Genomic DNA, 25175 nt, shown 5'->3' on the forward strand with positions numbered 1-25175 from the left:
TGCGCCACACGGAGGCGTGTATGCGTAGCGCCCGGCATTCTATGACCCCGCAGCGCTTCGCCCATGCGTGGCTATTGGCTGCGCTGTTCATGCTGCCCGGCGTCTTGCCGGCAATGGAGTTCAAGATCTACTATCAGCCCGATCTAAAACTCAAAATGGTGATCGGGAAGGGAAGGATTCAGAGCGGCGACGCCGAAAAGTTTCTGGCAGCCGCCAAACTGGCCAACCGTGATCGCGAAGGACTCGTTCCCCTGGTCCTGGACAGCCCCGGCGGAAATGTCGAAGCGGCTTTTCGCCTGGTGGACGCCATGGATCAGGTCAGGGTCTATACGATCGTTGCGGACAATGCGAGGTGCGCGTCCGCATGCGCCTCGATTCTGTTCGCCTCCGGGGAGCGCAGAAGCGTCATGGGCACGGGGCAGCTTGGCTTTCATAGTTGTTATCGTCGCGCCGGGAGCACCTACGCCGAAGACTCGCTTTGCAACGAGATTATCGCGGCGAACGCCATGCAACGAGGTGTGAGCCACGCCGGCATCAATCGCTTCGTCGAGCAATATGGCGCGTCAGACATGGCGTGGGTCGGGCGCAATATCGCGTGCACCCTGCTTCGCGGGCTTTGCAGGCCGGGGCTGCTGGAAGCGCAACCCGCAACGAAAGCGGCGCTGACGCAAAGCTTCAATTGCAGCGAGCTCATGTCCGCCCAGGCGCAACTGGTTTGCGGAGATTCGGAGCTTGCCAGCATCGACAAGACCATGGCCGAAGCCTATAACCAGAAGCTGAAGGCATCGACCAACAAAGACCGGCTAAGGGCGGAGCAGCGAGCATGGCTTCGAAACTCGCGCAATGCGTGCGGCGACAAGGCGTGCTTGTTGAAAAGTTATCAGCTTCGCGTGGCTGAACTGAAGCAGCGCGCGAGCACGAAGCATTGAGGCGTCAGCGCGCCTCGCCTCGAGCGCACGCGCACGTCAACAGGGCCGTTCGTTCGCCGTGTATTGCGAACACCCCGGCGAACACCCTGGTGGACTCCCCGTTGCATCGCGAATGGTGGACATCAGGTCTTCGGGGTGCACCATCAATTCGCGCACGAGGCGCAGCATCGAATACTGGTCGAGCACGGCTTGCCAGCGTGGCGATTGCGTGAGGTGCTGCCAGACAGCATCCAGTCTTTCCGGATCCGCATGTTGCCCGTCCCACCGGGCGCTGGCGTATTCGAGGCTCGCCGGCGCGGACAAAAGCTGCATACGGCTCGCGGCGTTGAGCATTCGCGAAGCGCCGCCGGCGGGCGCGTCGCAGCAATAGAGTACGGTTTTCAGCAAGCCGGTTTCGTCAATGCCTTGTGCGTGTAGCGATGCGCCGTGCAGTCGTACCGGCCCTTGCTGGGTCTCGAACGTATACACGACGTTTTCTTCGGCGTGTGCGAGCAAGCGCAAGCCGCGCATGAGCCGCGGGAGGTCGGTCGTCGCGGACTCGACGGATGCCTTCGCTTCGACGAGCAGGCGCACGTTCCAGACGGGCGCGATATCGCAGGTCTTCGCGTGCAGCCGCTCCAGCAGGACCACGTCCCATTCCGTTTTGGCTCGCTCGTGCGTGCCCGGTATCGAGGCCGGAACGCGCATCGAACTTACGACACGATACCCGTGCGGGTTCTCCTGCGCTGCGTTGAGCCTTTGAGCCAGGGCTTCGAGCGCCCGTACGGCCAGCGCTTCGACAGCCGCGCCGCGCCGCTGGGACGCCCGGCCTTGCGCCACGGCCGCCGGCGTACCCGGACGCGGACCATACGCGTCCAGCAATGATACATACTGCTGCACGAGTGGATCGGGCGCCAGGGCTTCGAGCCGGCACAAGCGCGCAAGTGCCGGACTGTCCCGCAGATCCGCCAGCGCGGGCTCGAAATCCGAGCCCTTCGCAAGCTCCGGCAAAGCGAGAAGGTTTCGCACGGTTGCGTGAAGTCCCGCGTAGTGTGCCTCGTTGTGCGCCAAAGACGCGGATGCATGCAGCCGCGCAAGTGCTTCGCGTTGCCAGGCTTCCAGGGCGCGCTGCTGTTTGGCCGGATGCGCAATCGCATTGACCGCGGCATGGATCTGCCGGCGGTCCTGGTCGGCCTGTGCCGAAAGCGAAGCAAATTCGCGCACCCGGGGGGTGCGGTGCCGCAGCACCATCGCCTGAAATGCCCGGTCTCCGGAATCGGCGTGCATGGCCTCGGTGATCACGGCCGCGAGCGCGTCGATGAAACGCGGCTTCAGCGCCGCGTCCGGTGCGGCGCCATGCGCGATGGCTTCTCGCGCCTGTTCGATGACGCGTGCCAGCGCCGTAGCCGGATTGACGTGTCGAAGTGGAAGCGCCGAAGCTGAGGGCGCTTGCCGCAAGCGATAGCGGCGTGGCACGCGGCGTGGCACGTCGCGAAGGATCTGTTCGAGCAGCAGAGCGGGTGATGGCATCGGCGGATTTGCGGCATGCGCGTGCGGGGCGATGAGGAACATAGTCTCATAACCCCGCGCCCCGCTAGTGGCGGCTGTGCTGCGCACGTGCAGCGCGTGTCTTCGCCGCCTTTTTGGCCGCGGCGGAACGGCCCGCGGCGCCCTTGGTCTGCGCAGCCTTTTTCGCCGCCGCCGAACGGCTTGCAGCGGGCCGCCGCGCCGCCGCGGTCTTCGCCTGCTTTGACGCGGCTTCTGGCGATGCACCCGCCCGGCTTTCGCTCTTGAGCACTTGCGTCGTCGTGCGCGAGCGTTTGGCCTTCGATTCCGTGCTCGCGCGGGCAGTTTTCGCGCCATGGCCCGCCGCGTTGTCCTTTGCGGCTCTCTTGCGCGTCGCTTCGCTGGTTTTGCCTGGCGCCGGCGGTTTCAGGTCCACACCGGCGCGCCGCGCCTTCGACAGGCCGATCGCGACAGCCTGCTTCGCGGAACGTACGCCATGCTTGCCCTCGCGCACGCGATCGAATTCCTCCTTCACGAATTCGCCGGCCTGGGTGCTTGCGGATTTGCCTGCGCGCTTGTCGGCGCGCGCACGCTCGATCGTTTTCTTCTCGGGCATTTCGGTTCTCCTTGAGGGGTGACTCGCTCATTCCAGCAAGCGCCGTTCCCCACAGGCGCAAAGACATCAGACCGGAACGAACGCCTGGACGCCTGACGCACGAGCATGCCCTAGCCCCGCTTGCGAACCTGCCCGATGGCGCGTTCGCGCGCCGCCTGCGCCTGTTGCACGAGCCGGTAGGCGACGTAGTACTTGTAGATATTGCGCACGTAAGTGGTCGTCTCGATCCCGATCTTCTCGCCAGCCACGATTTCGACGTTGTTGAACCACTTGTTGGGCGAGAGCCCCCGGGCGGCCGCTTCCTTGCGCATCTTCGCGATCCTGGCCGGACCCGCGTTGTAGCTCGCGAACGCGAACAGGGCGCGGTCGGAGTCGGAAAACTGCGCATCCGGAAAGTAGCGGGTCATCAGGAGATCCAGGTATTTTGCGCCGGCATGGATGTTCGATTCCGTCACGCGGATGTCACCGACGGCCAGCTCCTTGCCCGTTGCCGGCATGAGCTGCATGATGCCGATCGCGCCAACGCGGCTGCGGGCGCTTTGATCGAGCTGTGATTCCTGGAACCCTTGTGCGGCGAGCATCAATGGATCGAAGTGATATTGCGCGCCGTACTTTTCGAAGAGACCGACGGTTTGGGTGAAGCGCTTCAGTTCTGCGTCCTCGGTATTGCTGGTGATCTGCTTGACGCGCTGCAATTCCTGCTGCAGGCGCACTTCCGCCACGCTCTGCTTTTTCACGTAGCCGACGTAGAAGTCAGTGATGGCCTGCTGAAGCCTGGGACTCTGCTTGCGAATCGCCCAGCCGATATAGCCAGCGTCGCGCACGGCCATGTCGTCGTGCACCACGATGCCCGGCAGCACCTGTGCCCAGAATTTCGCCTTCCAGTCGTCTACGACGAGAATCTGGACCAGCCCGACATTGAGCATCTCCATGGCGTCCTCGTCCTCGAGCGCATCGGGCAGCAATACCAGCTTCATCGGCGGCTTGCCGTCTTTTTTGAAGCGCGCGTTCAGGGCGGTCAGACTCTCGAAGTAGCTGCTGCTCGCGCGCACGTGCACGGTCTTGCCGCTCAAGTCGTCGAGCTTCGCGAGCGCGGGCGACTTCGGACCGGTGACGACCAGCTCCCGGACCGGCTTGCGGTCGCGCGGCGCGACGAAGTCCACCTGCTTGAGCCGCGATTCGGTGGCGGTCAGATTGCCGGCGGCGATGTCCCCCTTCCCGGCAAGCAGAGCGGGAATGAGCTGGTCGCGCGTCGTCGGGATGATCACGAGCGTCAACGGACGCTTGCCGAGGCTGCTCCGGTACGTTTTGTTCAGGTAGCGCTCGAAGTCGCGCATGAGTCCGGCGGTCAGCCCGCGCTCATGCCCGAGCTCGTTGAAATAGAGGGTCCTGCTGTATGGCACCAGGACACGGATCAGCCTGCGGTCGAGCATGGCATCGAAATCGCCGAACTTCGGCTGGAGGGCGAGGTCGAGCCGGCGCGTGGCGGTGGGCGTGGGGGCCGCGGGGGGCGATGGCGCGCTGGCCGGCGCAGCCTGTGACGCCACGGCCTGCGCAGGCGTTCCCTGGGCCGCGAGGCACCCTGTCGGCCGGCCGGCAATTGTCATCCCGAAAGCCAGGACGATCAGCAACGTATGAACAATGCGCATGGTGGCAGGGCCGAGTGTTCCGCGCCTTTCCATCATGTCACAACCGCTCAGGCTGGCTATGGGCCCATGGTCCTATAGCGAAAGTGAACAGCCGTTACTTAGCCGATGTCATGACGTCGCAGCCGCCGTGGGAGCCGGTGTTTTTCAGGGTGAGCGTAAGCCGGCTGCCCCGGTTCGCCGTGATGATCTGCCCGTAGCTCACCGTGGGAATGAACTGGATATCCGGCGCAACCGCCACAGGAGGATTCCTTGCGCCATCGACGGTCAGGTCGAGCTCCACGGTGACCGAGTCGATTGCGACGCCCATATCCTGCTTCCGGTTGGCCTGTTCCTTCCTGAAATTGCACACCCCCTCGAGAACTTGCTGGAGGGCGGTCGGGATATCGACTGGCTTGCCCGGCGGGATCGGCGGCGTGTTGCAGCCGGCAATCATGAACGGCAAAGCGCAAAGGACCACATATCGGCAGGCGCGCATCGGGTTCCCCTTTGATGAGCCGACGGACGGCTTTGTCGAAGGGTGCCATGTGCGCATGCCCAGTCAATCGGACCTATGTCCTATGCTCAGGCCCGCTTCGCCTCGTGAATTTCCCGGTCAGGCGCGCCCATAGCGTTCGTATGCGGCGCGCGGGGTCGTCGACCAGATACGACGCTGCGAGCGCAATCAGGCCGGACACGACCCCCGTCGCAATGTGTTCGAGAACATGAATGCGATAGTGACTCGTGTGAGCGTAGGCATCGCCGATGATGGTCAGGCAGCCCACCAGCAGCGCGTTGCCATAGCGATTGGCGTACCACCTCGCCGCTGGCGTGAAGGTGAGCAGCACGGCCAGCGCGCCGGTGAACAGTCCCGTCTTGAGTGCGATGGTCCAATGGGCCAGGCTCATGACGTTACCCCAGCTCCCCGGCATGCAGGTCATGCACGCACTGGTCGGCTGCCAGAAGCGCTGAACGAACAATTTCATGCGGCGTTGCCATTCGCTTCCCATCACGTACTCCCGGTGCAGGGTGTGCGGCCCCGCGGAAATCATACATCGCGAGCGCACGGTGGCGAGGCGCGCGATGCGCTCCTGGCGCAAGCCACGCCGGGAGCGCGTTACGATGTTCAATGCGCCATGGCACCCGACGCCGGATGATCCATGCCCATGGCGTCGTGCTTCATCGGCTTTTTCATCCGATCATGGCTCATTGCGCCGCCGTGGCTCATTGTATCTTGCGACATGGCGCCTTTGCCCATGGTGTCCTTGTGCATCGAGTCCTTCGACATGGCGTCATTCGACATCGCGCCGCTTGCCTGCGCGAATGCCGCGCCCGCGCTCATGCTCAACAGGGCGGCCGAGATGGCGACTGCTGCGAATCGGATCGTGTTCATTTGCACTGCTCCTTGCTGGGTGGAAAAAAAGTTGCCGCTTTTCGGGCGGATGTGAAACGGAGCCGTCGCATGAAGTGGCGTATCAGGCGGCGGCAGGAAGACGTCACGAACCGCCGAACCAGTTGTAGCCCTGGTCGACCCAGTAGCCGCCTGGATACGTATTCGTGACGAAAATTTCGACGATGTGCTTGGGGTTCTTGTAGCCCAGCTTCGTCGGCATGCGCAGCTTCATCGGATAGCCGTATTTCGCGGGCAGGCGCTCGCCGTCGTAATCGAAGGCGAGCAAGGTTTGCGGATGCAGCGCCGTGGCCATGTCGATGCTTTCGTAGTAGTTGTCGGCGCAGCGAAAGCCCACGTATTTCGCGGTGAGATCCGCATCGACCCGGCGCAGGAAATGCGCGAATGGCGTGCCGCCCCAGCGGCCGATCGCGCTCCAGCCTTCAACGCAGATGTGCCGCGTGATCTGCTCGGCGTGCGGCAGCGCGTACAACTCGGGCAGCGTCCAGACGCGCTGGCCCTTGACGAGCCCGCTGAGCCTGAGCCGATAGTCGCTGCCATCGACCACGGGCGCCTCGCTTTCGCTATAGAACGCGTTGAAGGGGAAGGGGCGCGTCATCTGGGCTTCGGTGTACGTGGGTGCGAGCCGGGTTGGATCGAACAGCCAGGCCTGCACGCGATCGTTGAGCCGGGAAACGGCGGTGAGGAACGTGTTGACCGAGGCGTCGTCGGTGATCGTGCAGCCGGTCAGCAGCGAAAGACCGCCGAGTGTGAGCATGCGCTTGCCGAACAGGCGCCGTGACGGCATGTCGAGTTCGCGCCGTGCGTCGGCGAGAATTGCCGCGCGGTCGAGTGCGATGATCTTGCGGTCGGGCGTGTTCATCTGGAATCCTTATCGGTATCGAAGGGCGGCCACACGAATGGCGTCGGCCGGCGTGTTCAGCGTCCGCGCAGCATGGTGAGCAGCGAGCGCGGCACGAGCGCAACCATCGTCACGTGAACGAGCGCGAACGCGGCGAGCACGGACATCGCGCAAAAGTGCACGACGCGCGCGCGGTCGTATCCGCCCATCCACTCGCGCAGCAGCGGAAACTGCACCGACTTCCAGATCGCAAGGCCCGAAAGCACGAGGACGACGAGATCGGCGATCGCAACGAGATAGGCGAGTTTCTGCACGGCGTTGTACTGGCTCAGGTCGGCGTGAGAAAGCCGGCCCGTTAGCGCGGCGCGCAGATCGTGCAGCACGGCCCGCGGGCTCAGCGGGAAGAACTTGGTGCGCCAGCGCCCTGTGGCGAGATTCATGGCGAGATAGACGAGACCGTTGAAAAACAGTAGCCACATTGCCGCGAAATGCCATTGCAGTGCGCCGCCGAGCCAGCCGCCGAGCGTGATCGAGGTGGGAATGACAAAACCCGCGAACACGGGAGACGCATCGTAAATGCGCCAGCCTGAGAACATCATGACGAGCGCCGCGAGCGCGTTGAGCCAATGCGTGATGCGCAGCCAGAGCGGCTGGATTGCGCGCGGGCGGCGCACGCCGGCGGCAAGTGCGGGCGATTCTCCGATCGGCGTGTGCATGGCGACTCCTCGTTAGCGCAGGGTTGACAGTGAATTCGCTGTGGCGCGCGCGCCGGTTACAGCGCACCGGGAATAAATCCGCGAGACGGGGGGGAGCCTAAAAATAAACGGCTTTGGCTGTAACCCAACTGGCGTCGCGAACGAACTACCCGCAACGGGCGTACGCGCCACGCAAAAGAGGCACAAGGTGGGTTTGACCAGCACATTGGCGACGATGACGGAAGGGGCGACGCCCGGCGCGCGCGCCGGCGCCGCGCATGCCGTTGCGGGGTACGAAGCGTTCGGCTACGCTCACGCGAACGGGCGCGAATGCGGCGGCGTCCGTAATGTTTTTGAAAGATCGCCTTTGCAAGACGAGGCGAGCGCCATGCCCGCAAGCCCGCTCACCTATCGTCGCGACCATTCAGGACCACCTTTGCAATCCGCGGAAACCCGTCTCAAAGCGCTTTTCGTCAGTGGCCTGGAAGGCGACGCGCAAGCGTATCGCGACTTCCTCGAGGAACTCACGCGCCATCTGCGCGGCTACCTGCGCCGGCGCATTCCGCAGTTGCGCGACGACGTCGAGGACCTCGTGCAGGAGATCCTGCTGGCAGTTCACAACGCGCGTCACACATGGCGCCCCGACGAACCGCTCACGGCCTGGGTACACGCGATCGCCCGCTACAAGCTGATGGACTTTTTCCGCTCGCGCGCACGCCGCGACATGCTCAACGATCCGCTCGACGATCACACCGATCTCTTCGCCGCGCCCGACGACGAACCGGCGCAGGCGCGCCGCGATATCGGCAAGCTGCTCGAGCAGTTGCCCGACAAGCAGCGCCTGCCTATCCTCCACGTGAAGCTCGAAGGGCTTTCGGTCGTGGAAGCGGCGAAGCTCACGGGACTCTCCGAATCGGCGGTCAAGGTGGGTATTCATCGCGGTTTGAAGGCGCTTGCCGCGCGCATCAGGGGAGCGCGATGAAAACCGACGATCTGATCAACCTGCTCGCCGCCGGCGATGCGCGCGTGGACCGCAAAGCGGTGCTGCGCCGCTTCGCTCGGGCGCTGGTGCCCGGTTTTGCGGGCTCGGTCGTGCTGATGAGCGTGGTGTTCGGCGTACGGCCCGATCTCACGAGTGTCATGCACACGCCGATCTTCTGGGCGAAGGTCGCGTTCCCGTTGTGCGTCGCGGCCGCTGCGGCGCTCGCGGTCAGCCGCCTCGGGCGGCCGGGCCGGCGCGGCGGCTATGCGTGGGCGCTGGTGGCGCTGCCGTTCGTCGCGGTGCTGGCGGGCGCGTGGCTCGTGCTGGCCGACGCGGCGCCCGCGCAACGCATACCGCTCGTGATGGGGCTCACATGGCGCACTTGCCCGTTCAATATCGTGCTGCTTTCGGTGCCCACGTTTGCGGCCGTGTTCTGGGCGGTGCGCGGTCTCGCGCCCACCCGCCTGCGCGCAGCGGGCGCGGCAGCCGGGCTCTTTGCGAGCGCGCTCGCGACCATTGCCTACTGCCTCCATTGCCCCGAGATGAGCCCGGCGTTCTGGAGCGTCTGGTATGTGATCGGCATGTTGCTGCCCGCTGGCATTGGCGCGTGGCTGGGGCCGCGGCTCCTGCGCTGGTAACGACGCGTGCCGGTCAACGCGCGCGAGCGCGCGTCACGGCTTCAGGAAGCGTTGCGCCAGGGCTTCGTACAGCGGCGGTGCGAACAGCTTCGAGACCTGGCTGGACACGAGTGCCGTCGCCATCAACGAGATCACGAGCGCATGCCCGTCGATCATTTCGATGACGATGACAAACGCGGTGATCGGACTCTGCGTGACGGCGGCCAGATAGCCGACCATGCCGAGCGCGATCAGCATCGGCAACTGCATCTGCCCGAACACCATGTGCAGTGCATTACCGATGCCGGCGCCGATCGCCAGCGACGGCGCAAAGAGGCCGCCCGGCGTGCCCGGCAGATACGAGCCCACCATCGAGGCCATTTTCAGCACGGGATAAGCGGCGCCGAGCTGCGAATGGCCTTCGAGCATGCCGCGCGCTTGCGCATAGCCGCTGCCGAACAGATTGCCGCCGCTCGCCACGCCGATCACGGCGATGAACAAGCCGCACACTGCGCCGAACGCTACGGGGCTGTCCTTTCGGAGAGTGAACAAGCGGGCGGGCATCCATCGTTCGGTGTTGAGCAGCAGCCAGCAGAACACGCCGCCCGCGGCGCCGGTGATCGCGCCAACGAGAATGACAGCGACGGCGAGCAGATCGGGAAAATGGCCGCCGATGGCGATGGTGCCGAAATAGACATAATTGCCTTGCAGCGCGAGTGAGACGACGCCCGCAAAGATGATGGCCGTGATGATGACGCCGCTGGTTTTCGCTTCGAAGCTGCGCGTGAGTTCCTCGATGGCGAAGACGACGCCCGCGAGCGGCGCATTGAACGCGGCGGAAAGGCCGGCGGCCGCACCCGCGAGCGCGAGCTTGTATTCGAGGCCGACGCCGTACATGCTGCGCAGCCGCGCCGGATAAAAGCGCCGCAGGCTGTACATCAGCGCGGCGCCCACGTGGATGGTCGGCCCTTCGCGGCCAATCGTGAATCCGCCGAGGATCGCGAGGAACGACAGGGCGATCTTGCCGAACAGGATGCGCAGCGTGAGCAGACGCGGGCCGAATCCGCGCACGTCGTGCAGTGTCGCGATGACCTGTGGGATGCCGCTGCCCTCGGAACCCGGAAACCAGCGGCGCGTGGCCCAGACACTGAACGCGGCGATGGCCGGCGTGATGACAAGGGGTAGCCACCGGTTGTGGCCGGTCATCTGCACAAAGACGTCGAAGCCGAAGTCGATGAGCCGTGCGTACATCACCGCGACGAGCCCTGTCGCGATGGCGCCGACCCAGAACACGCCGAAATAGCGCCAGCGCCGATGGCTTCGCACAATCGTGCGCCGATCAATAATATTCGCAAATTGCATGAATGGCAGGAGAAAATGGCATTTAAGGCACATTGTGACATAAATGGCGTTTTCCCTCGCCACATCCGCCAGCCCGCTCTGGGAACGGCTAACTGCCGGCCTCATCGAGCACTCGGCCAAACGCGCCATAGATCGCCTTGTGCCCGGCCGCGCAATGGGGCGCGATAGCCGGCGGCAGGACAGCCTAGCCGAAGCGGGCATCCAGCCATCGCCTCGCCCAGTTTTCCGCGTAGGCAATCGCATCTTCGCGTGCGTCGAAACCCGCGAGATCGCCGCTGGAGTGGACTTCACACTCGCTCCCATCGCTACGGCTGGTGCTGATGCGCGCATGCGCCATATATTCCCCGTCCGCCCGGCGCGGCGTTGGGTCGATATAAAAACGGTCTGGATCTGAACGCATACTGCTCTCCCTGAATCGCGGTGCGGAATCCAAAGGCCGCCCGAAACTGCGGCGAGCCGCATTCGTGGTCTGCGATGGAGGGGAGCGGCGCGATCCCTGAGAACTGGCAGCAGGAGGAGCGGCGGGATCGGTCGCAGTCGACGGATGTTTTCATACTACGCCGACGCCTTCACTTGTACAGAGAAAGTTTCGACCGGCGTTCCTGTGCATTCCGGAACGGTGTGCGCGTCCTGGGTAGGCCCTTGCGTTGCTCGTCGACGACGTATAGCTCACCGAAACGCATGTGGTTACATGAGATCGGCGTGCTGATCGTGCAGTGGTCGTGTTCATTGCGCCGTTGTACTGGCGTTTCCAGTCGGGCATCACTTGCGTGCTATTCGGCGTCCGCCTTCATTTCACGCAAATGCTTGTAGACCGTCGCGCGCCCCATGCCCAGCACTTTCGCCACATAATTGGCGGAACTCTTGCCCTTGAACGCGCCTTCGGCGTGCAGCGCCTCGACCAGTTCGCGCCGGTGTTCGCGCGTGAGCGAGTTGAGCGCGATCTGCCTCTCGCGCAGCCAGCCGTGCAGAAAGGTGTTGATGCGCTCCTGCCAGTCGTCCCTGAATAGCTCCTCCGGCTGTGCGATCACGCCAGCGCCGCGCAGGAAGAGGTTGAGCGTGGCCTGCATGTCGTCGAAAGCGGCGATGTTGAAGTTGATACACATGACACCCGCTGCGCGTCCTTCGTCGTCGAACAGCGCCGTGCTCACGCAACGCATGCGCCGGCCGTCCCAGTTCACCTTCTCGTAGGGACCGAGCAGCTTGTTGCGTGTGGTCTCTTCGACGGCTTCGAGCGCGGAGTCGTCGCCGATCTCGCGCTTCGAGAGATTGTTCGAGAGGTACGCCACGGTCTGGTCAGAGAGGTCGTGAATCACGACCTCCGCGAACGGGAAGAAGAGGGTGGTGATGCTGTCCGCCACGTGCGCATAGCGCGCGAGCAGCATGTTGCGCGCGGTCTTCGGGCTGGCGATTTTCTTCACGCGGGTTTTCTCGTCTTCTCGTTTTGGCATCGGACTGGGATGGGGTTACGGCAGAAAGACATCGATGATACTGCCATCAATCGACGCCGCGCATCAACGGGCGTTACGCAGATATTCATACAGCGCGTTCGCGACGGCCATGTCCTCGAGGCCAAGGCCGATTGAGCGGAAGAATGCATGGCGCGCGTACGCCGGGCGCGGGCATACGCCGTTGACGAGTTCCGCGAGATCGCCCGCGATCGCATCGGGCGACCAGCCGTGCTCGCGCGCGGCCAGCACCATTTCGCCCGCGCTTTGCGGCGTGGTGTGGCGATAGTCGCAGTACACGTCGAGCGAGGGCAGCGCGGCCGGATCGAGTTCATGCGCGTGTGCGACGTTGGTGCTGATCGAGGTGATGAGCGCGGGTTTCGTGAGCGTGTCCAGCGCGAGCACGGGCTTGCCCGACGAGGTGCACAGCATCACCACGTCGGCTTCATGCACGCAGGCTTCGGCCGTGTGCGCCACGCTCGCCCGTGAATCCAGCGCACGCAGTTCGGCCTGACGCTGTGCGTCGCCGGCGAGCTTTGGCGAAAACACGCGAATGCTGTCCCAGGGGCGAAGCGGCGCGACGTGACGAATATGCGCCAGCGCGACCGCGCCCGAGCCGATCACGGCAAGACGTTTCGCCTCGCGCGGCGCGAGCTCGTCGACGGCGAGCGCCGTGGTGCCCGCGGTGCGCTCGGTCGTGAGCAGCGCCGAGTCGCACCACATGAGCGGCTGGCCCGTTTTCATCGACATCAGCGCGGTCCAGGCGGTGATGATGGGCGGCTCGCCTTCGGCGCCCACGATGTAGGGAGAGAGCTTCGCACCGAACACGCCCGCTTCGGCGAGCACGCCGAGATAGGTGATGAAGTCGCCGGCCTGCTGCGGAAACAGCGTCAGGGTTTGCGGCGGCTGCACGGCGTCGCCGCGGCCGAGCGAGGCGAACAGGCGAGCCAGTTCGCCCCGCACGTCGAGGCTGGGCAGGGCGGCGCGCACCTGGGCGGCGTCGACGACGAGCGGCGCGGCGATGGCGTGGGACATCGGGTTCATGTTGGGGCTCCGGAGTCGCGATGTAGACATTTTTGTCCATTCTAGACTTTATTTTTATTTTTCGTCTATATTCCTCCTGCGGCCGCGGCCCGCGTAAGCGGGCGCCGCACGAAGCGCAGCACACTTGAACAGACACTTATTACGAATTGGGTGACGACGATGAACAGGAAGATGATTCGCTTTGCGGCTGCGGCCAGCCTTGCATGCCTCGCAGGCGTGAGCGCGGGCGCCGCGCACGCGCAGGACCCGAAAACGCTGCGCTTCGGCGTGGAGGCGTCTTATCCGCCGTTCGAGAGCAAGACGCCTGCGGGCGATCTGCAAGGCTTCGACATCGATATCGGCAACGCGGTGTGCCAGAAGCTGCAGATGAAGTGCGTATGGGTGGAGAACAGTTTTGACGGCCTGATCGCCGCGCTCGAGGCGCGCAAGTTCGACGTCATCAACTCGGCCATGAACATCACCGAGAAGCGGCGTCAGCAAATCGCCTTCACCCCCGCTATCTACGTGATGCCGATCCAGATGGTCGCCAGGCGCGGCTCGGGCCTGCAGCCCACGCCCGCGAGCCTGAAGGGCAAGTCGATTGGCGTGCTGCAAGGCTCGACGCAGGAAGATTACGTGCGCAAGCACTGGGGCACGCAGGGCGTGAACGTCGTCACCTACGAGAACCAGGACCAGATTTTCGCGGACCTCGCGGCCGGGCGCCTGGACGGCGCGGTGCAGGAAGTGCAGACCGCCACCGACGGCTTCCTCTCGAAACCGCAGGGCAAGGGCTTCGAATTCGCGGGCGCGCCGCTCAGGGATCCGGTCACGCTCGGCGAAGGCACGGGCTTCGGCATGCGCAAGGACGACGCGGCGCTCAAGGCGAAGGTGGTGGCCGCGATCGATTCGCTGCGTCAGGACGGAACGCTCTCGAAGCTGTCGATGAAGTATTTCGGCCGCGATATCGTCGCGAAGTGAGATCGATCACTTCGGCATCCAGAGCACATTCATGAACAAGAGTGCGATCGTTCTCGGGGCAGGAATCGTGGGCGTGAGCGTCGCGCTGCATCTGCAGGCGCGCGGCGTGCAGGTCACGCTCGTCGACCGGCGCGGGCCGGGCGAGGAAACGAGCCATGGCAACGCGGGGCTGATCGAGTCGTCGTCGGTGGTGCCTTATGGCTTTCCGCGCGACTGGCGCACATTGCTGCGCCTCGTACGCAACGACTCGACCGTGTTGCGCTACGACGTGCGTTCGTTGCCCGCCTACGCACGCTGGCTCGCGACGTTCTGGCGCGAGTCGTCGCCTGCGCGCCTCGCGCACGCCGCGCGAGACATGCTGCCGCTCATCGAGCGCAGCGTGGCAGAGCACGACGCAATGATCGCGCGTGCGGGCTTGCGAGAAATCGTGCGGCCCGTCGGCTGGCTCGAAGCGTGGCGTTCGCCCGCCGGCTTCGAGAGCGAAATGCGCACGGCGCAGGACGTGGCCGACGCACACGGCCTCCATGTGCGGATGTTCGACGCGCCGGGCCTGCTCGCACTGGAGCCTTCGCTCAACGAGGGCTATGCGGGCGCGATTCACTGGATCGATCCCGCGAGCGTGGCGGATCCCGGCGCGTTGACGAAGGGCTATGCGCGACTGTTCCTGCGTGAAGGCGGTGCATTGGCACGGGGCGACGCGCGCACGCTGATGCCCGACGGCAAGGGCTGGCGAGTGCAGACCGACGAAGGACCGTTGAGCGCCGAGCTTGTGGTCGTGGCGCTCGGACCATGGTCGGATCTCGTGACACGGCCGCTCGGCTACCGCGTGCCGCTCATGGTCAAGCGCGGCTATCACATGCACTACGCGGGCGAGGCGCGTGCGCCGCTCGGGCGTCCGGTGGTGGATATCGAAGGCGGTTACGTCGTCGCGCCGATGCGTCGCGGCTTGCGTCTCACCACGGGCGTAGAACTCGCCACGCGCGAGCGGCCACCCAACTACACGCAGCTCGATGCGGCCGAGCGCGAGGCGCGTCCCGTGTTCGGCCTCGGCGCGCGGCTAGACGAAACACCGTGGATGGGCCTGCGCCCCTGCACGCCCGACATGCGCCCGCTGCTTGGGCCTGCGCCGCGCCATGCGGGGCTGTGGTTCGCGTTCGGTCACAACCATCATGGACTCACGCTCGGGCCGGTCACGGCGCGCCTCGTTGCCGAACAAATCGTCGGCGAAACGCCGTTCGTCGATCCCACGCCGTATTTGCCCGCGCGATTTGGCTGAGACACGCGCGTCGGACCGGTAGCCTCCCGGATCGCGGCGACTACATGGTCGCCGCGATCGACCGCCTCCAGTTACACGATAGATCGGCCCGGCCGCGCTTGCTCAATCTCCTGACTGCGCGCCGGATCAGACTTCCATCGCCAGCAACTGATGCTGACGCGTTTCGCGCTCGGTCCACTGCGCAATCGCCTCACGCAGCGTCTCGCGTACCGTTTCTATCCGCAGCTGACCGGCATGCGGAAGTCGGTCACCAGGACTGCGATGTCCGGTCCATGCTCCTCGAATATGTCGATCGCTTCGTCCGCGTTGCGCGCGAGATGAACCGGGTAGAGCCCCTGTACGGCGCGCGCGAAGTAAGTGCGAGACATCTCGTCGTCGTCAACGAAAAGAATGGAGAACGGCTTATGCATGGCGCTTGTCATTGCATTTTCAGCGTATCAACGGTGTGTGGACCACGATCCGGGGCAGGCGGCATATTTACAGCAAGCGAAGGCCGCGGCAGCGGTCCGCCGTCGGAGAGCACACGTGTGATGCACCCGGCATCGAGCGGCCGGCTGAAACGGAATCCCTGTGCTTCCACGCAACCGAGAGCGAGCAGGAATTCCTGCTGGGCGAGCGTCTCCACACCTTCGGCGATGACGGCTAAACCGAGCGCCTGCGCAAGCGTAACGATCGCCTTCACGATCGCACCAGTGTCCGTTTCCCCGATGCCATGCACGAAGGCACGGTCGATCTTGATGCGATCGACCGGCAGCGTGCGCAATTGACTGAGGCTCGAGTAGCCCATGCCGAAATCGTCGATTGCAATACGGATACCCGCCCGGCGAAATTCGTGAAGGCGGCGCGCGGCGATCTCCGGTTGCTTCATCAACGCAGTCTCGGTGACTTCGAGTTCGAGCATCGTCGGATCGACGCCCGTTTCCTGCAGGATGGTTTGAAATGCCTCGACAATATCCGTGCGTTGCAACTGGAGCGGTGACAGATTGACCGATATGCGCACCGGCGCAATACCCATGTGCATCCAAAGCGCCGACTGACGGCAAGCCTCATGCAGCACCCACTCGCCGAGTATTGCGACAAATCCCGATGCTTCCGCCATCGGGACGAATCCGGCGGGGTCGATCTCGCCGTAAATCTCATCGTGCCAACGGACAAGTGCTTCGACGCCAAGCACGTGGCCGTTGCGCATGTCGACCTGTGGCTGGTAGTGCACGCGCAGCGAGCCTGTTTCGATCGCCTTTCTGAGACGTGCCGAAAGGACGAGCTTTGCGTCGGCGTCTTCGCGCATTTCAGGTCGGTAGCGATCCCAGCAATTGCGACCACGGCTCTTGGCCGCGTACATCGCCATGTCTGCGCACGAAATCAGCGTTTCCACATTGTCTCCATCCGCTGGAAACACACTGATGCCGACGCTCGCGCTCACCACGAGTTCATTCCCGCCGACCAGCACTGGCTTCGCGATCGCCGCAAGCACGGCATCGGGAAGATCGAAGTGCGTGTCGTCCCGCCCGCGCGGCGCAACGATCATGAACTCGTCGCCGCCGTAGCGACCGAGAACGTCGCCCGCGCGGGCACAGGCCCGCAGACGTCCGGCAACTTCGACGAGCAGCTGATCGCCGACGCTGTGCCCGAGCGCGTCGTTGACGGTCTTGAACGTGTCCAGGTCGAGGAAAACGACATAGACGGATTCGCCGTGGCGGGCGGTGTCAGTAAGGAGTGCCTGCAATCGTGCGCCAAGCGCGGCACGATTCGCGAGCCCGGTCAGGCGGTCGCACTCGCTGAGTTCGCGCAATCGGCGCGAACGGTCGAGAAGCCTGACCGACACGTCATGAGTCGTTTTGGCGAAAAGGAGTGGATAGATGAAGACGATGGGCAGCCAAACCGGCGCGATCCGTACATCCAGCGGCGTTGTGGCGATGCCGAAGATTGCCGCCCCGGCGATCAGGCCCGCAGCACTCGCGCCCATCCCGGCGACGAAGACCGGCCAACCACCAACCGCCATCGTGTCGAGCGCAAACATCAACAGGATGACGACGGTTGCGACAGGCTCGAAATGAACCGCGGCGGTCAGCCAGGCGCCGAACGCCGAGTCGAAGAGCAGGTTCCATTGCTCTTTGCGGAGTACGTCGTCAGTGACAGTGCGTACCCGCGAATAGGCGACATGCGGCCAGATGAGACAGATGGCAAGGACGCCGGCGAAGAGCAGCGACGGCGCATGTTGCACGTGCAGCAAGGAGAGGACGGGTATGGAGCCGATCGCGTAGCCGAGGACCCTGAGAACATAAATGCGGCGCAAAAGGCCGGCGGTCCAGAACTTGTCGCCCTTGGCGGACGTGAGCACGACGTCTCCCCCGATTCAGATCATATGATTTCATGAGCATAGACCAGATCGGACTCCAGGATGCGGAGAACGCATTCCGACGCCGGGGCGACCCGAAGCGGCGCCGACCTCATCCGGTTTCAGCCCGACCTTCGCGCTATGTGCGCATCCGCACCACGGAGTTTTCCCAGTATCTGGAAAATCCGCTTGCGTTCCGTCGCGGAACTTCTAGACTGACAACTTGCGATTCGAGCCGCGATCCCATTAACTAGCCGCACTGCACGGAGTGCTCATGCGACTGACCATCCTGATCAATGGTTCTGACCCGGCAGTCAATCACGAATTCGCCCTCGTGTGGATCGATCTCGACCAGAAACGCTGGTCGCGCGAGTCACATGAAGGAATCAACCTGCCTTCGTGGGGCGGTGTTCGCGCCGGAGGCGATGAAACGGTCCTATGCGCTCCGCAAACCGATGCACCGCTTTGCATCATGCGCGGTCTCAGTCTGAACGAGCGGCAGGAAGTCCACGCGAGCCATGGCGATGCGAGCTGGCCGGACGGCAGCGCGTGCAACGAAGCAGCGTGGCAGTGGCGGTTGCAGGCTGTTGACCGTAAATCGGTGCGCGCCGCGGATTCGCTGTTTGCCTGCTAGCCGTTCGCAAGACGGCTGCGTGAGTCATCGCTGCGCCATTACTCCTTCAATGTCGCGAGTAGCCGGTCGATTTCTTCGAACTGGCTTTTCGATAATTGGTGAATTTGCATGATTTCCTGCAAGCGCTTTCGCCAATAAGCCGGCGGCAAACGCGACTCGTTCAGGTCCTCCGCAGACAATCGCTGAATCACGGATTTGATGTGCAGGATATCGCCGTGAGCGACTTGCGACGACCAGGCACCCGACTTTCTCGGTTGCCCGCAACCGCCCAAACCTTTTTCTGACACTGTTCCCATCTTTATTTGCCGTCGAATATGGCGCCGCGCATGCATGCCCCGAGCGCACCGCCGGCCGTGCGGCCTCCTGTTGTCATTTACCTGGGTAAGGCACGCCACGAATCAGGCGTACTGTATGCCGAATCCATATTTTGTTCGGCTAGGCCGAACGCGGTTCGGCGGCTCATTTATGGTAGTTTCCACCTTGATGACTGTCAATATTGGCAGCGCTAAGCTGGCTGAAACGCTCGACCGCCCGCTAGCGGACAAGAGACGAAATACAAATGACACAAACGGACCAAACCATTGGGGAGCGCAACGCGCTTCGTAGCGTCAGCCGGGCGCTCGATGTCCTGGAGACGCTGGGGGGCAGCGATAACGAGGGGCTTACCGTTGCCGAGATTGCGACGGCAATCGGCGTGTCGAAGAGCACGGCGTTCGACTTGTTGCAGACCTTGCTCGCCCGTCACTACGTCACCGATGTACGCCTCGGCGGCTCACGGCGCTATCGGCTCGGCTTTGCGCTCGTGCACCTCGGCGACCGGGCGGCGGCAGACGTCGACATATCCCAGCTTGCGATGCCGGTTCTGCGCGAGCTGACCGACACGACCGGCCTCACATCCCGGCTTGCGGTGCTCGACGACAACGGCTATGCAGTCGCAATCAGCCGCGTCGAGGCGCCGGGCATCGTGCGCATCGCATCCGCCCTCGGACAACGCGAACTCCCGCATTGCTCGGCGCTCGGCAAATCCCTGCTCGCGCTATTGCCGCCGGCGCGGGTCGTCAAGCTGCTGGCCCATACCGGCATGCCGCGCCGCACGGAGTACACCCGCCTGACACCCGCGGAGCTGATGAAGGATCTGATCCTCGTTGCCGAGCGCGGCTACGCATTCGACGACGAAGAGGACAATCCAGGCGTGGTTTGCGTCGGCGCCGCAATTACGAACCGCGACGGCGAAGGCGTGGCTGCAATCAGCGTGACGACGCTCAAGAACGGACTGGAAGACGACGACCTGCACGCGTTGGGACGCACGCTGCGTACGCATGCGGCGCGCATCAGCCGGATGCTCGGCGCACAGGTTGACCCGTAACGCGGCGCGGCGAGCCAGCGTGCATCTTCCAGGCGGATCACCGGTGCCCCCCGCGACGGGGCGAGGACCTCATGCTGACCACCTTCTTCGATCTGTTCGATCTGCACGACGCAAACAGCTATGTGCCCGATCTGCTCAAAGGGGCGCTCACGAGCATCGAGCTGACCTTCAGCATCCTTGCGCTGAGCCTGCCGTTCGGCTTGCTGCTCGCCATTGCCAGAATCGGCCGGGCACGGCTGCCGAGAGCAATCGCATCGGTTTATATCGAGGTCATTCGCGGCACGCCCGCGCTGCTGCAATTGTTCTACATCTATTTCGTGCTGCCCTCATTCGGAATTCGCTTTGCGCCGTTCACGGCGGGTGTAATCGGGCTGTCGATCAACTACTCGGCGTATCTCGCCGAGGTGTATCGCGCGGGCATCGAAGCCGTGCCGAAGAGCCAGACGCAAGCCGCGAAGGCGCTCGGTATGTCCGGCTGCCAGACGCTGCGCCTGATCGTGCTTCCCCAGGCCATCCGTATCGTCGTGCCGCCACTCGGCAACTATGCGATTTCGCTCTTCAAGGACACCTCGCTCGTGTCGATCGTGACGGTCAAGGAATTGATGTTCACTGGCCAGATCATCTCGTCGACGAACTTCCAGTACGTCACGATATTCACGCTGGTCGGCGCGCTCTATCTGGCATTTTCCTGGCCGAGCGCCCTGGTCGTGCACTGGCTCGAGCGGAAGATGGGCGCCACACGCACGGCGAAAGGGGGAGCGCGTCCGCGATGACCGGTATGCCCGCACGAGGGGAGTGAGACGAATAATACGACTGATTCGCCATGTCTGGATAACTAACTAATTCGGGGTGTTTCATGCGCAAAGCTACGCTGGCGTTTGCATCGATCTTGATGGGTGTTGCAACGTTGTTGTCCAATGCCCGTGCGGCCGATAGCAGCGCAATCGGCGACATGCGTTTCGACGGCGGAGACGGCTCGTACGCGCGCGCAATCAGGAACGGCATCACGCTCGTGATCGCCGCCGATCCGCCATCGAGCTTCCGGGACGAAAAAACACACACGTTCGACGGCGCGGATGTGCGCATCTTCCGCGAAATCACGAAGCGGCTCAAGATCACGAAGGTCACGTGGGACATCGTGCCGTTCGACGCGATGATTCCGGCACTGCTCGCCGGCCGCGCCGACGTCATCGTCGACAACCTGCACGAGAACGAGCAGCGGCTACGCGTCGTGGCATTCACGAGTCCGGCATACTGGTATGGATCGGGCATCGCGGTGCAGCGTGGCAATCCGTCGAAGATTCACGGGTGGGACGACTTTGCCGGGCATATCGTCGGCACGGTGCGCGGGAGCATCAATCACCAGTTGCTCGAAGGGCGCAAGGACCTAAAGGAGCTCAAGCTCTACACGAGCAACGAGGCGGAGTTCTCCGATCTGATCGCGGGTCGAATCGACGTTGCGATGGAAGACGACGTCAAGATCGGCCAATTCCTGAAGCAGCATCCAACTGCCGCAATGCAAATGGTGGCTGACTACAGGCCGCTGCCGCAGGAGTACGGATACGCGCGCTACGCGTTGCGCAAGGGCGATGTCGATCTGAACAACGCGGTGTCGCGAACGCTCGACGAACTGCGCGCCGACGGAACGCTGGGATCGATCATCAGGCAGTTCGGTTATACCGACCGCAATCTCTGGTATTTCCCGGTGAAGAACTGATTTCGGCACCGGCTATTCAGCACTCGGCGATGCTCCTGGTTGCAAGATTGCGCGGGGCTTCCTCTACAGCGTGCCGCCGCCAAAGCCTTCCATTGCATTGCCTCCCCGTTTTCCCGATCCAGGCGCTGCGTACGACGTCAATCCGTAAGGGCGGCCGGGCCCGACGAAATAAATTCCTTCCGGCTGTAACCGGGATGTGTATCCGAACGAATTAAGAGGCAGTCCCGTCGTTCTGGAGACAGATCATGTCCGCACGGCTCGTTGCCTTTGCGTTCTTTTTTCTGGTCGCACCCGTTGCGGTGTCAGCCAGGCCTGTAGTGGTCGAGCTGTTCACCTCGGAAGGATGCTCCTCGTGTCCTCCAGCGGATGCCTACCTGTCTGAACTGTCACGCGAGCGTCGGGAGGTGCTTCCTCTCGCGTTTCACGTGACGTACTGGGACAGCCTGGGCTGGCGTGACCCTTACTCGCTGGAAGCCGCCACGCAGCGCCAGGCCGAGTACAGCGCTCGTTTTGGTGAGAGCGCCTACACCCCCGAAATGGTGATCGACGGCCAGAAGGGACTGGTGGGTTCGAATCGACGTGCAGCCGAGGCGGCAATCGCGCTCGCGCGGAAAGCGGACGAGGCTGGGGTGGAGGTGAGCGGTGTGCGCCACGGCGGGACGTTATCAGTCATGGTCGGGCGCGGCAGCGGTCACGGTCGGGTGTTGCTGGTCGGCTACGACAACGCGCACGTGACCGAGGTAGGGCGAGGCGAAAACACAGGGCGTACGCTCAGGGAGTCAAATATCGTTCGCTCGATACAGGCCGTCGGCGAATGGACAGGCGCTCCGTTGAAGCTCGACTCTACGCCGCCGGCAGGTGAGCAGGCGGCAATACTGATCCAGTCGACGGATGGGGCAATCATCGGCGCGGCGCGAGTTGCCAATGGCGCGCCTTGAGCCGCCAGGAATGACGTTGTCATGTCTTTCCGATGTCGTTAATAAGGTCTGCTTTTTATATTCGAAAGCGACGCTACGAACGAGTGCGCAGTGCAGTGGCAGTTCCCTTAACGAAATCGTGTCTATCAGGCAAGGAGTTCGTCATGTCATTTGTCACGTACCTTTCATCAGTTCCGTTGCGAACCATCGCGTTGGCCGCCGCACTGGGATTTGCCTCAAGCAGCTTTGCGCAAGCCGCTTCGGAGGTCGATCCGCCCGGGGCAGTCTACGTCATGTCGAACCAGCCATCAGGAAACTCGGTACTTGTTTACACTCGAGCCACAAACGGGACACTGACCTACGCGGCCACCTATCAAACCGGCGGAAAAGGAGCGGGCACGGGAGCCGATCCGCTAGGCTCGCAGGGCGCGCTGACGTTGGACTCGGGCTTTTTGCTCGCGGTGAATGCCGGAAGCAATGATGTTTCGCTTTTCGCAATCGACGGCAGCAAACTGACGCTGCTCGACAGAAAGCCATCGGGCGGTCAAATGCCCGTTAGCGTGACGGTCAAGGGGGCCATTGCGTATGTGCTCAATGCCGGCGGCACGCCGAACATCAGTGGCTATCTTGTCGACGCGTTCGGCAAGCGCCTCGTTGTGTTACCCGGCTCGCAGCGGCCGCTTGCCGGTGGAGTCTCCGCCCAGCCTGCGCAAGTCCGGTTCGCACCGGAAGGCAACGAATTGCTGGTGACCGAGAAGGGCACGCAACTCATTGACACATATTCCGTCGGCTTTACCGGCTACGCCTCGACATCGACCTCCCACGCCTCAAACGGCGTTACGCCGTTCGGCTTTTCCGTCACGACACGCGGTTATGCAATCGTCTCCGAAGCCGGGTCCGGTTCGGTTTCCTCGTACGAAGTAGAAGACGGCAAACATCTCGATTCGATCAGCGCGGCAATCCCGCTGGGGCAGTCCGCTCCTTGCTGGCTTGTCACAACCGGCGACGGACGTTTCGCCTATACCGCCAATGCCGGTAGCGGCACGATCAGCAGTTTGCGCATTGCCGCGGACGGTAAGCTAACCCTGCTCAATCCAGCTGCCGGTACGCTCAGCGCTCCGCTCGACATGGCGCTCACCAGCCGCAGCAAATTCCTCTATGTGCGGGAGGGCAACGGCGCGGTAACCGGGTTTCACGTAATGCCCGACGGCACGCTCGAACCGATTGGGTCAGTGACCGGCGTACCGCCTGGAGCCCAGGGGATCGCAGCGCGCTAGACAAAGAGAAGATGGTCAGGCCGGTTGTAGAGGCGATTTTCGAAATCCTCGCATTCGCTTGATTGTCCGTGCAACTGGCTGCATTAGCGACCTCGCCGTCATACAGCCAGTTGCATGAACGTGACTAATCGCTATCCCCATCTTTTGCGCCCACTCGATCTGGGCTTCACGACTTTGAAGGCACAGGCTTCACTAGTGGCCTCATCTCGCTGGACGCGCTTGAAAAGATTGGCGCGGACAGTGCCCGAAACGGGTGCGCCGTGACGCAAATCAGTGCGCGTTGTTACCGGCACAGGGCAGGCAAACGCCACCCACGCCACGAAATCGTGCTTTTTTCATTGGCACGCTTCTCGCTTTAAGGAGTGCGCAAGGAGCCGGCGCAGTATCCGGTTCGTCAGACAATCTGGAAATGGACAGCTAGGGTTCCGGCCTGCTTCTCGCAGGCGCTGGTCCGAGAGCTGGCGACCTCAGGCGAGGTTACACGGCGGGATAAAAGCCCGGGAGAGAACGCGATGTTCGCGCTGCTCCCTGCCGTTGCTAACCGTCCCTTTCGAGGTCAACCTCATGCGCAAGCTCGTTCGCTGTCTTGGCATCGCCGCCGTCTCCCTCGCCACCTTCGCTTCGAGTGCCGCGTTCGCCGCTGGCCGCAGCGACTTCAAGGTTTGTTGGACCATCTACGCCGGCTGGATGCCGTGGGGGCAAGCAAAAACCCAGGGCATCATCTCGAAGTGGGCCACGAAGTATGGCATCAAGATCGATGTCGTCCAGCTGAACGACTACGTTGAATCGATCAATCAGTACACGGCCGGCAAGTTCGACGGCTGCGCGATGACCAACATGGATGCGCTCACCATTCCGGCCTCGGGCGGCGTCGATTCGACTGCCCTGATCGTGAGCGATTACTCGAACGGCAACGACGGCGTGCTCATGAAGGGCAACGGCAAACAGATCGCCGACCTGAAGGGCCAGCAAATCAACCTCGTGCAGTTCTCGGTCTCCCACTACCTGCTCGCACGCGCTCTGGAAAGCGCGCATATGAGCGAGCGCGATCTCAAGGTTGTGAACACATCCGATGCCGATATCTCAGGCGCATTCGCGACGCCGACTGTTCGCAACGCGGTGACGTGGAACCCGATGCTCGCCGATCTGAAAGCGCAGCCGAACGTGACCGAAGTCTTCGATTCGAGCAAGATTCCGGGCGAAATCATGGACATGATGGTCGTCAACACGAAGACGCTGCAGGAGAACCCGGCGCTCGGCAAGGCACTGACGGGCGCATGGTTCGAGATGGTTGCGCTGATGCACAGCAATTCGGCGGCGAGCACCAGCGCACTGACGTCGATGGCGAAGGCCTCCGGTACCGACCTTGCGAACTTCAGGGGGCAACTGTCGACCACCGCGCTCTTCTACACGCCTCAGGCAGCGGTCGCTTTCGTCACGAGCCCGGATATGCCGAAGATCATGGCGCGCGTAGCGAAGTTCTCCTTTGACCACGGGCTGCTCGGCCAGGATGCGAAGAGTGCCGATTCTGTCGGCATGGCGTTCGACAAGAACGTGATCGTCGGCGACAAGAACAACGTCAAGCTGCGTTTCGACCCGACCTACGTCGAGATGGCCGCTGCTGGCAAGCTCTGAGAC

26 protein-coding genes, 1 pseudogene and 1 riboswitch are annotated in these 25175 nt (G+C 63.2%); of the genes and pseudogenes, 12 read left to right on the forward strand and 15 right to left on the reverse strand.

The window, feature by feature from the left end; genetic code table 11:
- Positions 1 to 20 precede the first annotated feature (20 nt).
- Positions 21 to 929 (forward strand): lysozyme inhibitor LprI family protein, encoded by a 909-nt coding sequence (locus tag C7411_RS30685; protein ID WP_110387729.1) that lies wholly within the window; start codon positions 21 to 23, stop codon positions 927 to 929.
- A 36-nt stretch (positions 930 to 965) separates the two neighbouring features.
- Here the strand turns inward: C7411_RS30685 and C7411_RS30690 are convergent, their stop codons facing one another.
- The 8 genes from C7411_RS30690 to C7411_RS30725 form a co-directional block, all read right to left on the reverse strand.
- Positions 966 to 2438, reverse strand: coding sequence for a 3-deoxy-D-arabino-heptulosonate 7-phosphate synthase (locus tag C7411_RS30690; protein WP_110387779.1), 1473 nt, complete (start codon positions 2436 to 2438; stop codon positions 966 to 968).
- Positions 2439 to 2502: 64 nt separating this feature from the next.
- Positions 2503 to 3030 carry a DUF6496 domain-containing protein gene (locus C7411_RS30695; protein WP_110387730.1) on the reverse strand — a complete coding sequence of 176 codons (528 nt, stop codon included), beginning with the start codon at positions 3028 to 3030 and terminating at the stop codon, positions 2503 to 2505.
- Positions 3031 to 3140: 110 nt separating this feature from the next.
- Positions 3141 to 4679 (reverse strand): MltF family protein, encoded by a 1539-nt coding sequence (locus C7411_RS30700; RefSeq protein ID WP_110387731.1) that lies wholly within the window; start codon positions 4677 to 4679, stop codon positions 3141 to 3143.
- A gap of 94 nt (positions 4680 to 4773) precedes the next feature.
- On the reverse strand, positions 4774 to 5154 hold the full coding sequence (locus tag C7411_RS30705; protein ID WP_165822922.1) for a hypothetical protein: 381 nt from the start codon (positions 5152 to 5154) through the stop codon (positions 4774 to 4776).
- 73 nt (positions 5155 to 5227) lie between these two features.
- Positions 5228 to 5665 (reverse strand): hypothetical protein, encoded by a 438-nt coding sequence (locus C7411_RS30710; protein ID WP_110387781.1) that lies wholly within the window; start codon positions 5663 to 5665, stop codon positions 5228 to 5230.
- Positions 5666 to 5781: 116 nt separating this feature from the next.
- Positions 5782 to 6048 carry a pentapeptide MXKDX repeat protein gene (locus C7411_RS30715; RefSeq protein ID WP_110387732.1) on the reverse strand — a complete coding sequence of 89 codons (267 nt, stop codon included), beginning with the start codon at positions 6046 to 6048 and terminating at the stop codon, positions 5782 to 5784.
- Positions 6049 to 6151: 103 nt separating this feature from the next.
- Positions 6152 to 6928: a molybdopterin-dependent oxidoreductase gene (locus C7411_RS30720; RefSeq protein ID WP_110387733.1), complete on the reverse strand. Its 777-nt coding sequence runs from the start codon at positions 6926 to 6928 to the stop codon at positions 6152 to 6154.
- Positions 6929 to 6984: 56 nt separating this feature from the next.
- Positions 6985 to 7623, reverse strand: a complete 639-nt coding sequence (locus C7411_RS30725; protein WP_110387734.1) for a cytochrome b/b6 domain-containing protein — start codon at positions 7621 to 7623, stop codon at positions 6985 to 6987.
- Positions 7624 to 8038: 415 nt separating this feature from the next.
- On the opposite strand from C7411_RS30725, the gene C7411_RS30730 reads away from it, so the two are divergent.
- Positions 8039 to 8584 carry a sigma-70 family RNA polymerase sigma factor gene (locus tag C7411_RS30730; protein WP_042263265.1) on the forward strand — a complete coding sequence of 182 codons (546 nt, stop codon included), beginning with the start codon at positions 8039 to 8041 and terminating at the stop codon, positions 8582 to 8584.
- Positions 8581 to 9222: a DUF1109 domain-containing protein gene (locus C7411_RS30735; RefSeq protein ID WP_110387735.1), complete on the forward strand. Its 642-nt coding sequence runs from the start codon at positions 8581 to 8583 to the stop codon at positions 9220 to 9222. Before C7411_RS30730 ends, C7411_RS30735 begins: the two co-directional genes overlap by 4 nt.
- A 33-nt stretch (positions 9223 to 9255) precedes the next feature.
- Here the strand turns inward: C7411_RS30735 and C7411_RS30740 are convergent, their stop codons facing one another.
- The 4 genes from C7411_RS30740 to C7411_RS30755 all read right to left on the reverse strand — a co-directional run bounded on the left by C7411_RS30740 (position 9256) and on the right by C7411_RS30755 (position 13055).
- The gene (locus tag C7411_RS30740) at positions 9256 to 10563 is read right to left on the reverse strand and encodes a chloride channel protein (RefSeq protein ID WP_110387736.1); all 1308 of its coding nucleotides are present in this window, start codon (positions 10561 to 10563) and stop codon (positions 9256 to 9258) included.
- 184 nt (positions 10564 to 10747) lie between these two features.
- The gene (locus C7411_RS38480; RefSeq protein WP_110387737.1) at positions 10748 to 10963 is read right to left on the reverse strand and encodes a hypothetical protein; all 216 of its coding nucleotides are present in this window, start codon (positions 10961 to 10963) and stop codon (positions 10748 to 10750) included.
- Between the two features lie 373 nt (positions 10964 to 11336).
- Entirely contained in the window at positions 11337 to 11948 is a 612-nt protein-coding gene (locus C7411_RS30750; RefSeq protein WP_243413409.1) for a helix-turn-helix transcriptional regulator, read from the reverse strand.
- 129 nt (positions 11949 to 12077) lie between these two features.
- Positions 12078 to 13055 (reverse strand): ornithine cyclodeaminase family protein, encoded by a 978-nt coding sequence (locus C7411_RS30755; RefSeq protein ID WP_373682700.1) that lies wholly within the window; start codon positions 13053 to 13055, stop codon positions 12078 to 12080.
- Positions 13056 to 13214: 159 nt separating this feature from the next.
- Here C7411_RS30755 and C7411_RS30760 point away from each other — a divergent pair, with 159 nt between their 5' ends.
- Complete coding sequence (locus C7411_RS30760; protein WP_110387739.1) at positions 13215 to 14012, forward strand: ABC transporter substrate-binding protein; 798 nt, start codon at positions 13215 to 13217, stop codon at positions 14010 to 14012.
- Positions 14013 to 14043: 31 nt separating this feature from the next.
- Positions 14044 to 15288: an NAD(P)/FAD-dependent oxidoreductase gene (locus C7411_RS30765; protein WP_110387740.1), complete on the forward strand. Its 1245-nt coding sequence runs from the start codon at positions 14044 to 14046 to the stop codon at positions 15286 to 15288.
- Between the two features lie 132 nt (positions 15289 to 15420).
- Here the strand turns inward: C7411_RS30765 and C7411_RS30770 are convergent.
- Both C7411_RS30770 and C7411_RS30775 read right to left on the reverse strand, forming a co-directional pair.
- Positions 15421 to 15710: pseudogene (locus tag C7411_RS30770) on the reverse strand (response regulator); the annotation flags it as partial.
- Positions 15707 to 17629 carry a putative bifunctional diguanylate cyclase/phosphodiesterase gene (locus C7411_RS30775; RefSeq protein ID WP_110387741.1) on the reverse strand — a complete coding sequence of 641 codons (1923 nt, stop codon included), beginning with the start codon at positions 17627 to 17629 and terminating at the stop codon, positions 15707 to 15709. The pseudogene C7411_RS30770 and the gene C7411_RS30775, both read right to left, overlap by 4 nt.
- 271 nt (positions 17630 to 17900) lie before the next feature.
- Here C7411_RS30775 and C7411_RS30780 point away from each other — a divergent pair, with 271 nt between their 5' ends.
- The gene (locus C7411_RS30780) at positions 17901 to 18260 is read left to right on the forward strand and encodes a DUF3564 family protein (RefSeq protein ID WP_110387742.1); all 360 of its coding nucleotides are present in this window, start codon (positions 17901 to 17903) and stop codon (positions 18258 to 18260) included.
- A 38-nt stretch (positions 18261 to 18298) separates the two neighbouring features.
- Here C7411_RS30780 and C7411_RS30785 read toward each other — a convergent pair whose 3' ends face one another.
- Positions 18299 to 18547 (reverse strand): hypothetical protein, encoded by a 249-nt coding sequence (locus tag C7411_RS30785; protein WP_133253727.1) that lies wholly within the window; start codon positions 18545 to 18547, stop codon positions 18299 to 18301.
- A 272-nt stretch (positions 18548 to 18819) separates the two neighbouring features.
- Here C7411_RS30785 and C7411_RS30790 point away from each other — a divergent pair, with 272 nt between their 5' ends.
- The 6 genes from C7411_RS30790 (at position 18820) to C7411_RS30815 (ending at position 25172) form a co-directional block, all read left to right on the forward strand.
- Entirely contained in the window at positions 18820 to 19626 is an 807-nt protein-coding gene (locus C7411_RS30790) for an IclR family transcriptional regulator (protein WP_110387744.1), read from the forward strand.
- A 71-nt stretch (positions 19627 to 19697) separates the two neighbouring features.
- Positions 19698 to 20399: an amino acid ABC transporter permease gene (locus C7411_RS30795; RefSeq protein ID WP_110387745.1), complete on the forward strand. Its 702-nt coding sequence runs from the start codon at positions 19698 to 19700 to the stop codon at positions 20397 to 20399.
- Positions 20400 to 20482: 83 nt separating this feature from the next.
- The gene (locus tag C7411_RS30800; protein ID WP_110387746.1) at positions 20483 to 21343 is read left to right on the forward strand and encodes a substrate-binding periplasmic protein; all 861 of its coding nucleotides are present in this window, start codon (positions 20483 to 20485) and stop codon (positions 21341 to 21343) included.
- A 245-nt stretch (positions 21344 to 21588) separates the two neighbouring features.
- On the forward strand, positions 21589 to 22281 hold the full coding sequence (locus C7411_RS30805; RefSeq protein ID WP_110387747.1) for a DUF1223 domain-containing protein: 693 nt from the start codon (positions 21589 to 21591) through the stop codon (positions 22279 to 22281).
- Positions 22282 to 22424: 143 nt separating this feature from the next.
- The gene (locus C7411_RS30810; RefSeq protein ID WP_165822924.1) at positions 22425 to 23537 is read left to right on the forward strand and encodes a lactonase family protein; all 1113 of its coding nucleotides are present in this window, start codon (positions 22425 to 22427) and stop codon (positions 23535 to 23537) included.
- Positions 23538 to 23943: 406 nt separating this feature from the next.
- Positions 23944 to 24043: riboswitch (guanidine-I (ykkC/yxkD leader) on the forward strand.
- Between the two features lie 58 nt (positions 24044 to 24101).
- Positions 24102 to 25172: a putative urea ABC transporter substrate-binding protein gene (locus tag C7411_RS30815; RefSeq protein ID WP_110387749.1), complete on the forward strand. Its 1071-nt coding sequence runs from the start codon at positions 24102 to 24104 to the stop codon at positions 25170 to 25172.
- The last annotated feature ends 3 nt before the right edge of the window (positions 25173 to 25175 follow it).

This window comes from Paraburkholderia silvatlantica, from assembly GCF_003096715.1.
Classification (GTDB): Bacteria; Pseudomonadota; Gammaproteobacteria; order Burkholderiales; family Burkholderiaceae; genus Paraburkholderia; species Paraburkholderia silvatlantica.

What these genes read in the sequence shown, in the direction of transcription:
- C7411_RS30790 (WP_110387744.1), top strand. Translation starts at nt 18,820, where the DNA reads ATGACACAAACGGACCAAACCATTGGGGAGCGCAACGCGCTTCGTAGC.
- C7411_RS30725 (WP_110387734.1), bottom strand. Translation starts at nt 7,623, where the DNA reads ATGCACACGCCGATCGGAGAATCGCCCGCACTTGCCGCCGGCGTGCGC.
- C7411_RS30805 (WP_110387747.1), top strand. Translation starts at nt 21,589, where the DNA reads ATGTCCGCACGGCTCGTTGCCTTTGCGTTCTTTTTTCTGGTCGCACCC.
- C7411_RS30685 (WP_110387729.1), top strand. Translation starts at nt 21, where the DNA reads ATGCGTAGCGCCCGGCATTCTATGACCCCGCAGCGCTTCGCCCATGCG.
- C7411_RS30740 (WP_110387736.1), bottom strand. Translation starts at nt 10,563, where the DNA reads ATGCAATTTGCGAATATTATTGATCGGCGCACGATTGTGCGAAGCCAT.
- C7411_RS30715 (WP_110387732.1), bottom strand. Translation starts at nt 6,048, where the DNA reads ATGAACACGATCCGATTCGCAGCAGTCGCCATCTCGGCCGCCCTGTTG.
- C7411_RS30795 (WP_110387745.1), top strand. Translation starts at nt 19,698, where the DNA reads ATGCTGACCACCTTCTTCGATCTGTTCGATCTGCACGACGCAAACAGC.
- C7411_RS30710 (WP_110387781.1), bottom strand. Translation starts at nt 5,665, where the DNA reads ATGGGAAGCGAATGGCAACGCCGCATGAAATTGTTCGTTCAGCGCTTC.
- C7411_RS30810 (WP_165822924.1), top strand. Translation starts at nt 22,425, where the DNA reads ATGTCATTTGTCACGTACCTTTCATCAGTTCCGTTGCGAACCATCGCG.
- C7411_RS30780 (WP_110387742.1), top strand. Translation starts at nt 17,901, where the DNA reads ATGCGACTGACCATCCTGATCAATGGTTCTGACCCGGCAGTCAATCAC.
- C7411_RS30695 (WP_110387730.1), bottom strand. Translation starts at nt 3,030, where the DNA reads ATGCCCGAGAAGAAAACGATCGAGCGTGCGCGCGCCGACAAGCGCGCA.
- C7411_RS30765 (WP_110387740.1), top strand. Translation starts at nt 14,044, where the DNA reads ATGAACAAGAGTGCGATCGTTCTCGGGGCAGGAATCGTGGGCGTGAGC.
- C7411_RS30720 (WP_110387733.1), bottom strand. Translation starts at nt 6,928, where the DNA reads ATGAACACGCCCGACCGCAAGATCATCGCACTCGACCGCGCGGCAATT.
- C7411_RS30735 (WP_110387735.1), top strand. Translation starts at nt 8,581, where the DNA reads ATGAAAACCGACGATCTGATCAACCTGCTCGCCGCCGGCGATGCGCGC.
- C7411_RS30700 (WP_110387731.1), bottom strand. Translation starts at nt 4,679, where the DNA reads ATGCGCATTGTTCATACGTTGCTGATCGTCCTGGCTTTCGGGATGACA.
- C7411_RS30750 (WP_243413409.1), bottom strand. Translation starts at nt 11,948, where the DNA reads ATGCTGCTCGCGCGCTATGCGCACGTGGCGGACAGCATCACCACCCTC.
- C7411_RS30760 (WP_110387739.1), top strand. Translation starts at nt 13,215, where the DNA reads ATGAACAGGAAGATGATTCGCTTTGCGGCTGCGGCCAGCCTTGCATGC.
- C7411_RS38480 (WP_110387737.1), bottom strand. Translation starts at nt 10,963, where the DNA reads ATGCGTTCAGATCCAGACCGTTTTTATATCGACCCAACGCCGCGCCGG.
- C7411_RS30800 (WP_110387746.1), top strand. Translation starts at nt 20,483, where the DNA reads ATGCGCAAAGCTACGCTGGCGTTTGCATCGATCTTGATGGGTGTTGCA.
- C7411_RS30705 (WP_165822922.1), bottom strand. Translation starts at nt 5,154, where the DNA reads ATGCGCGCCTGCCGATATGTGGTCCTTTGCGCTTTGCCGTTCATGATT.
- C7411_RS30690 (WP_110387779.1), bottom strand. Translation starts at nt 2,438, where the DNA reads ATGCCATCACCCGCTCTGCTGCTCGAACAGATCCTTCGCGACGTGCCA.
- C7411_RS30815 (WP_110387749.1), top strand. Translation starts at nt 24,102, where the DNA reads ATGCGCAAGCTCGTTCGCTGTCTTGGCATCGCCGCCGTCTCCCTCGCC.
- C7411_RS30755 (WP_373682700.1), bottom strand. Translation starts at nt 13,055, where the DNA reads ATGAACCCGATGTCCCACGCCATCGCCGCGCCGCTCGTCGTCGACGCC.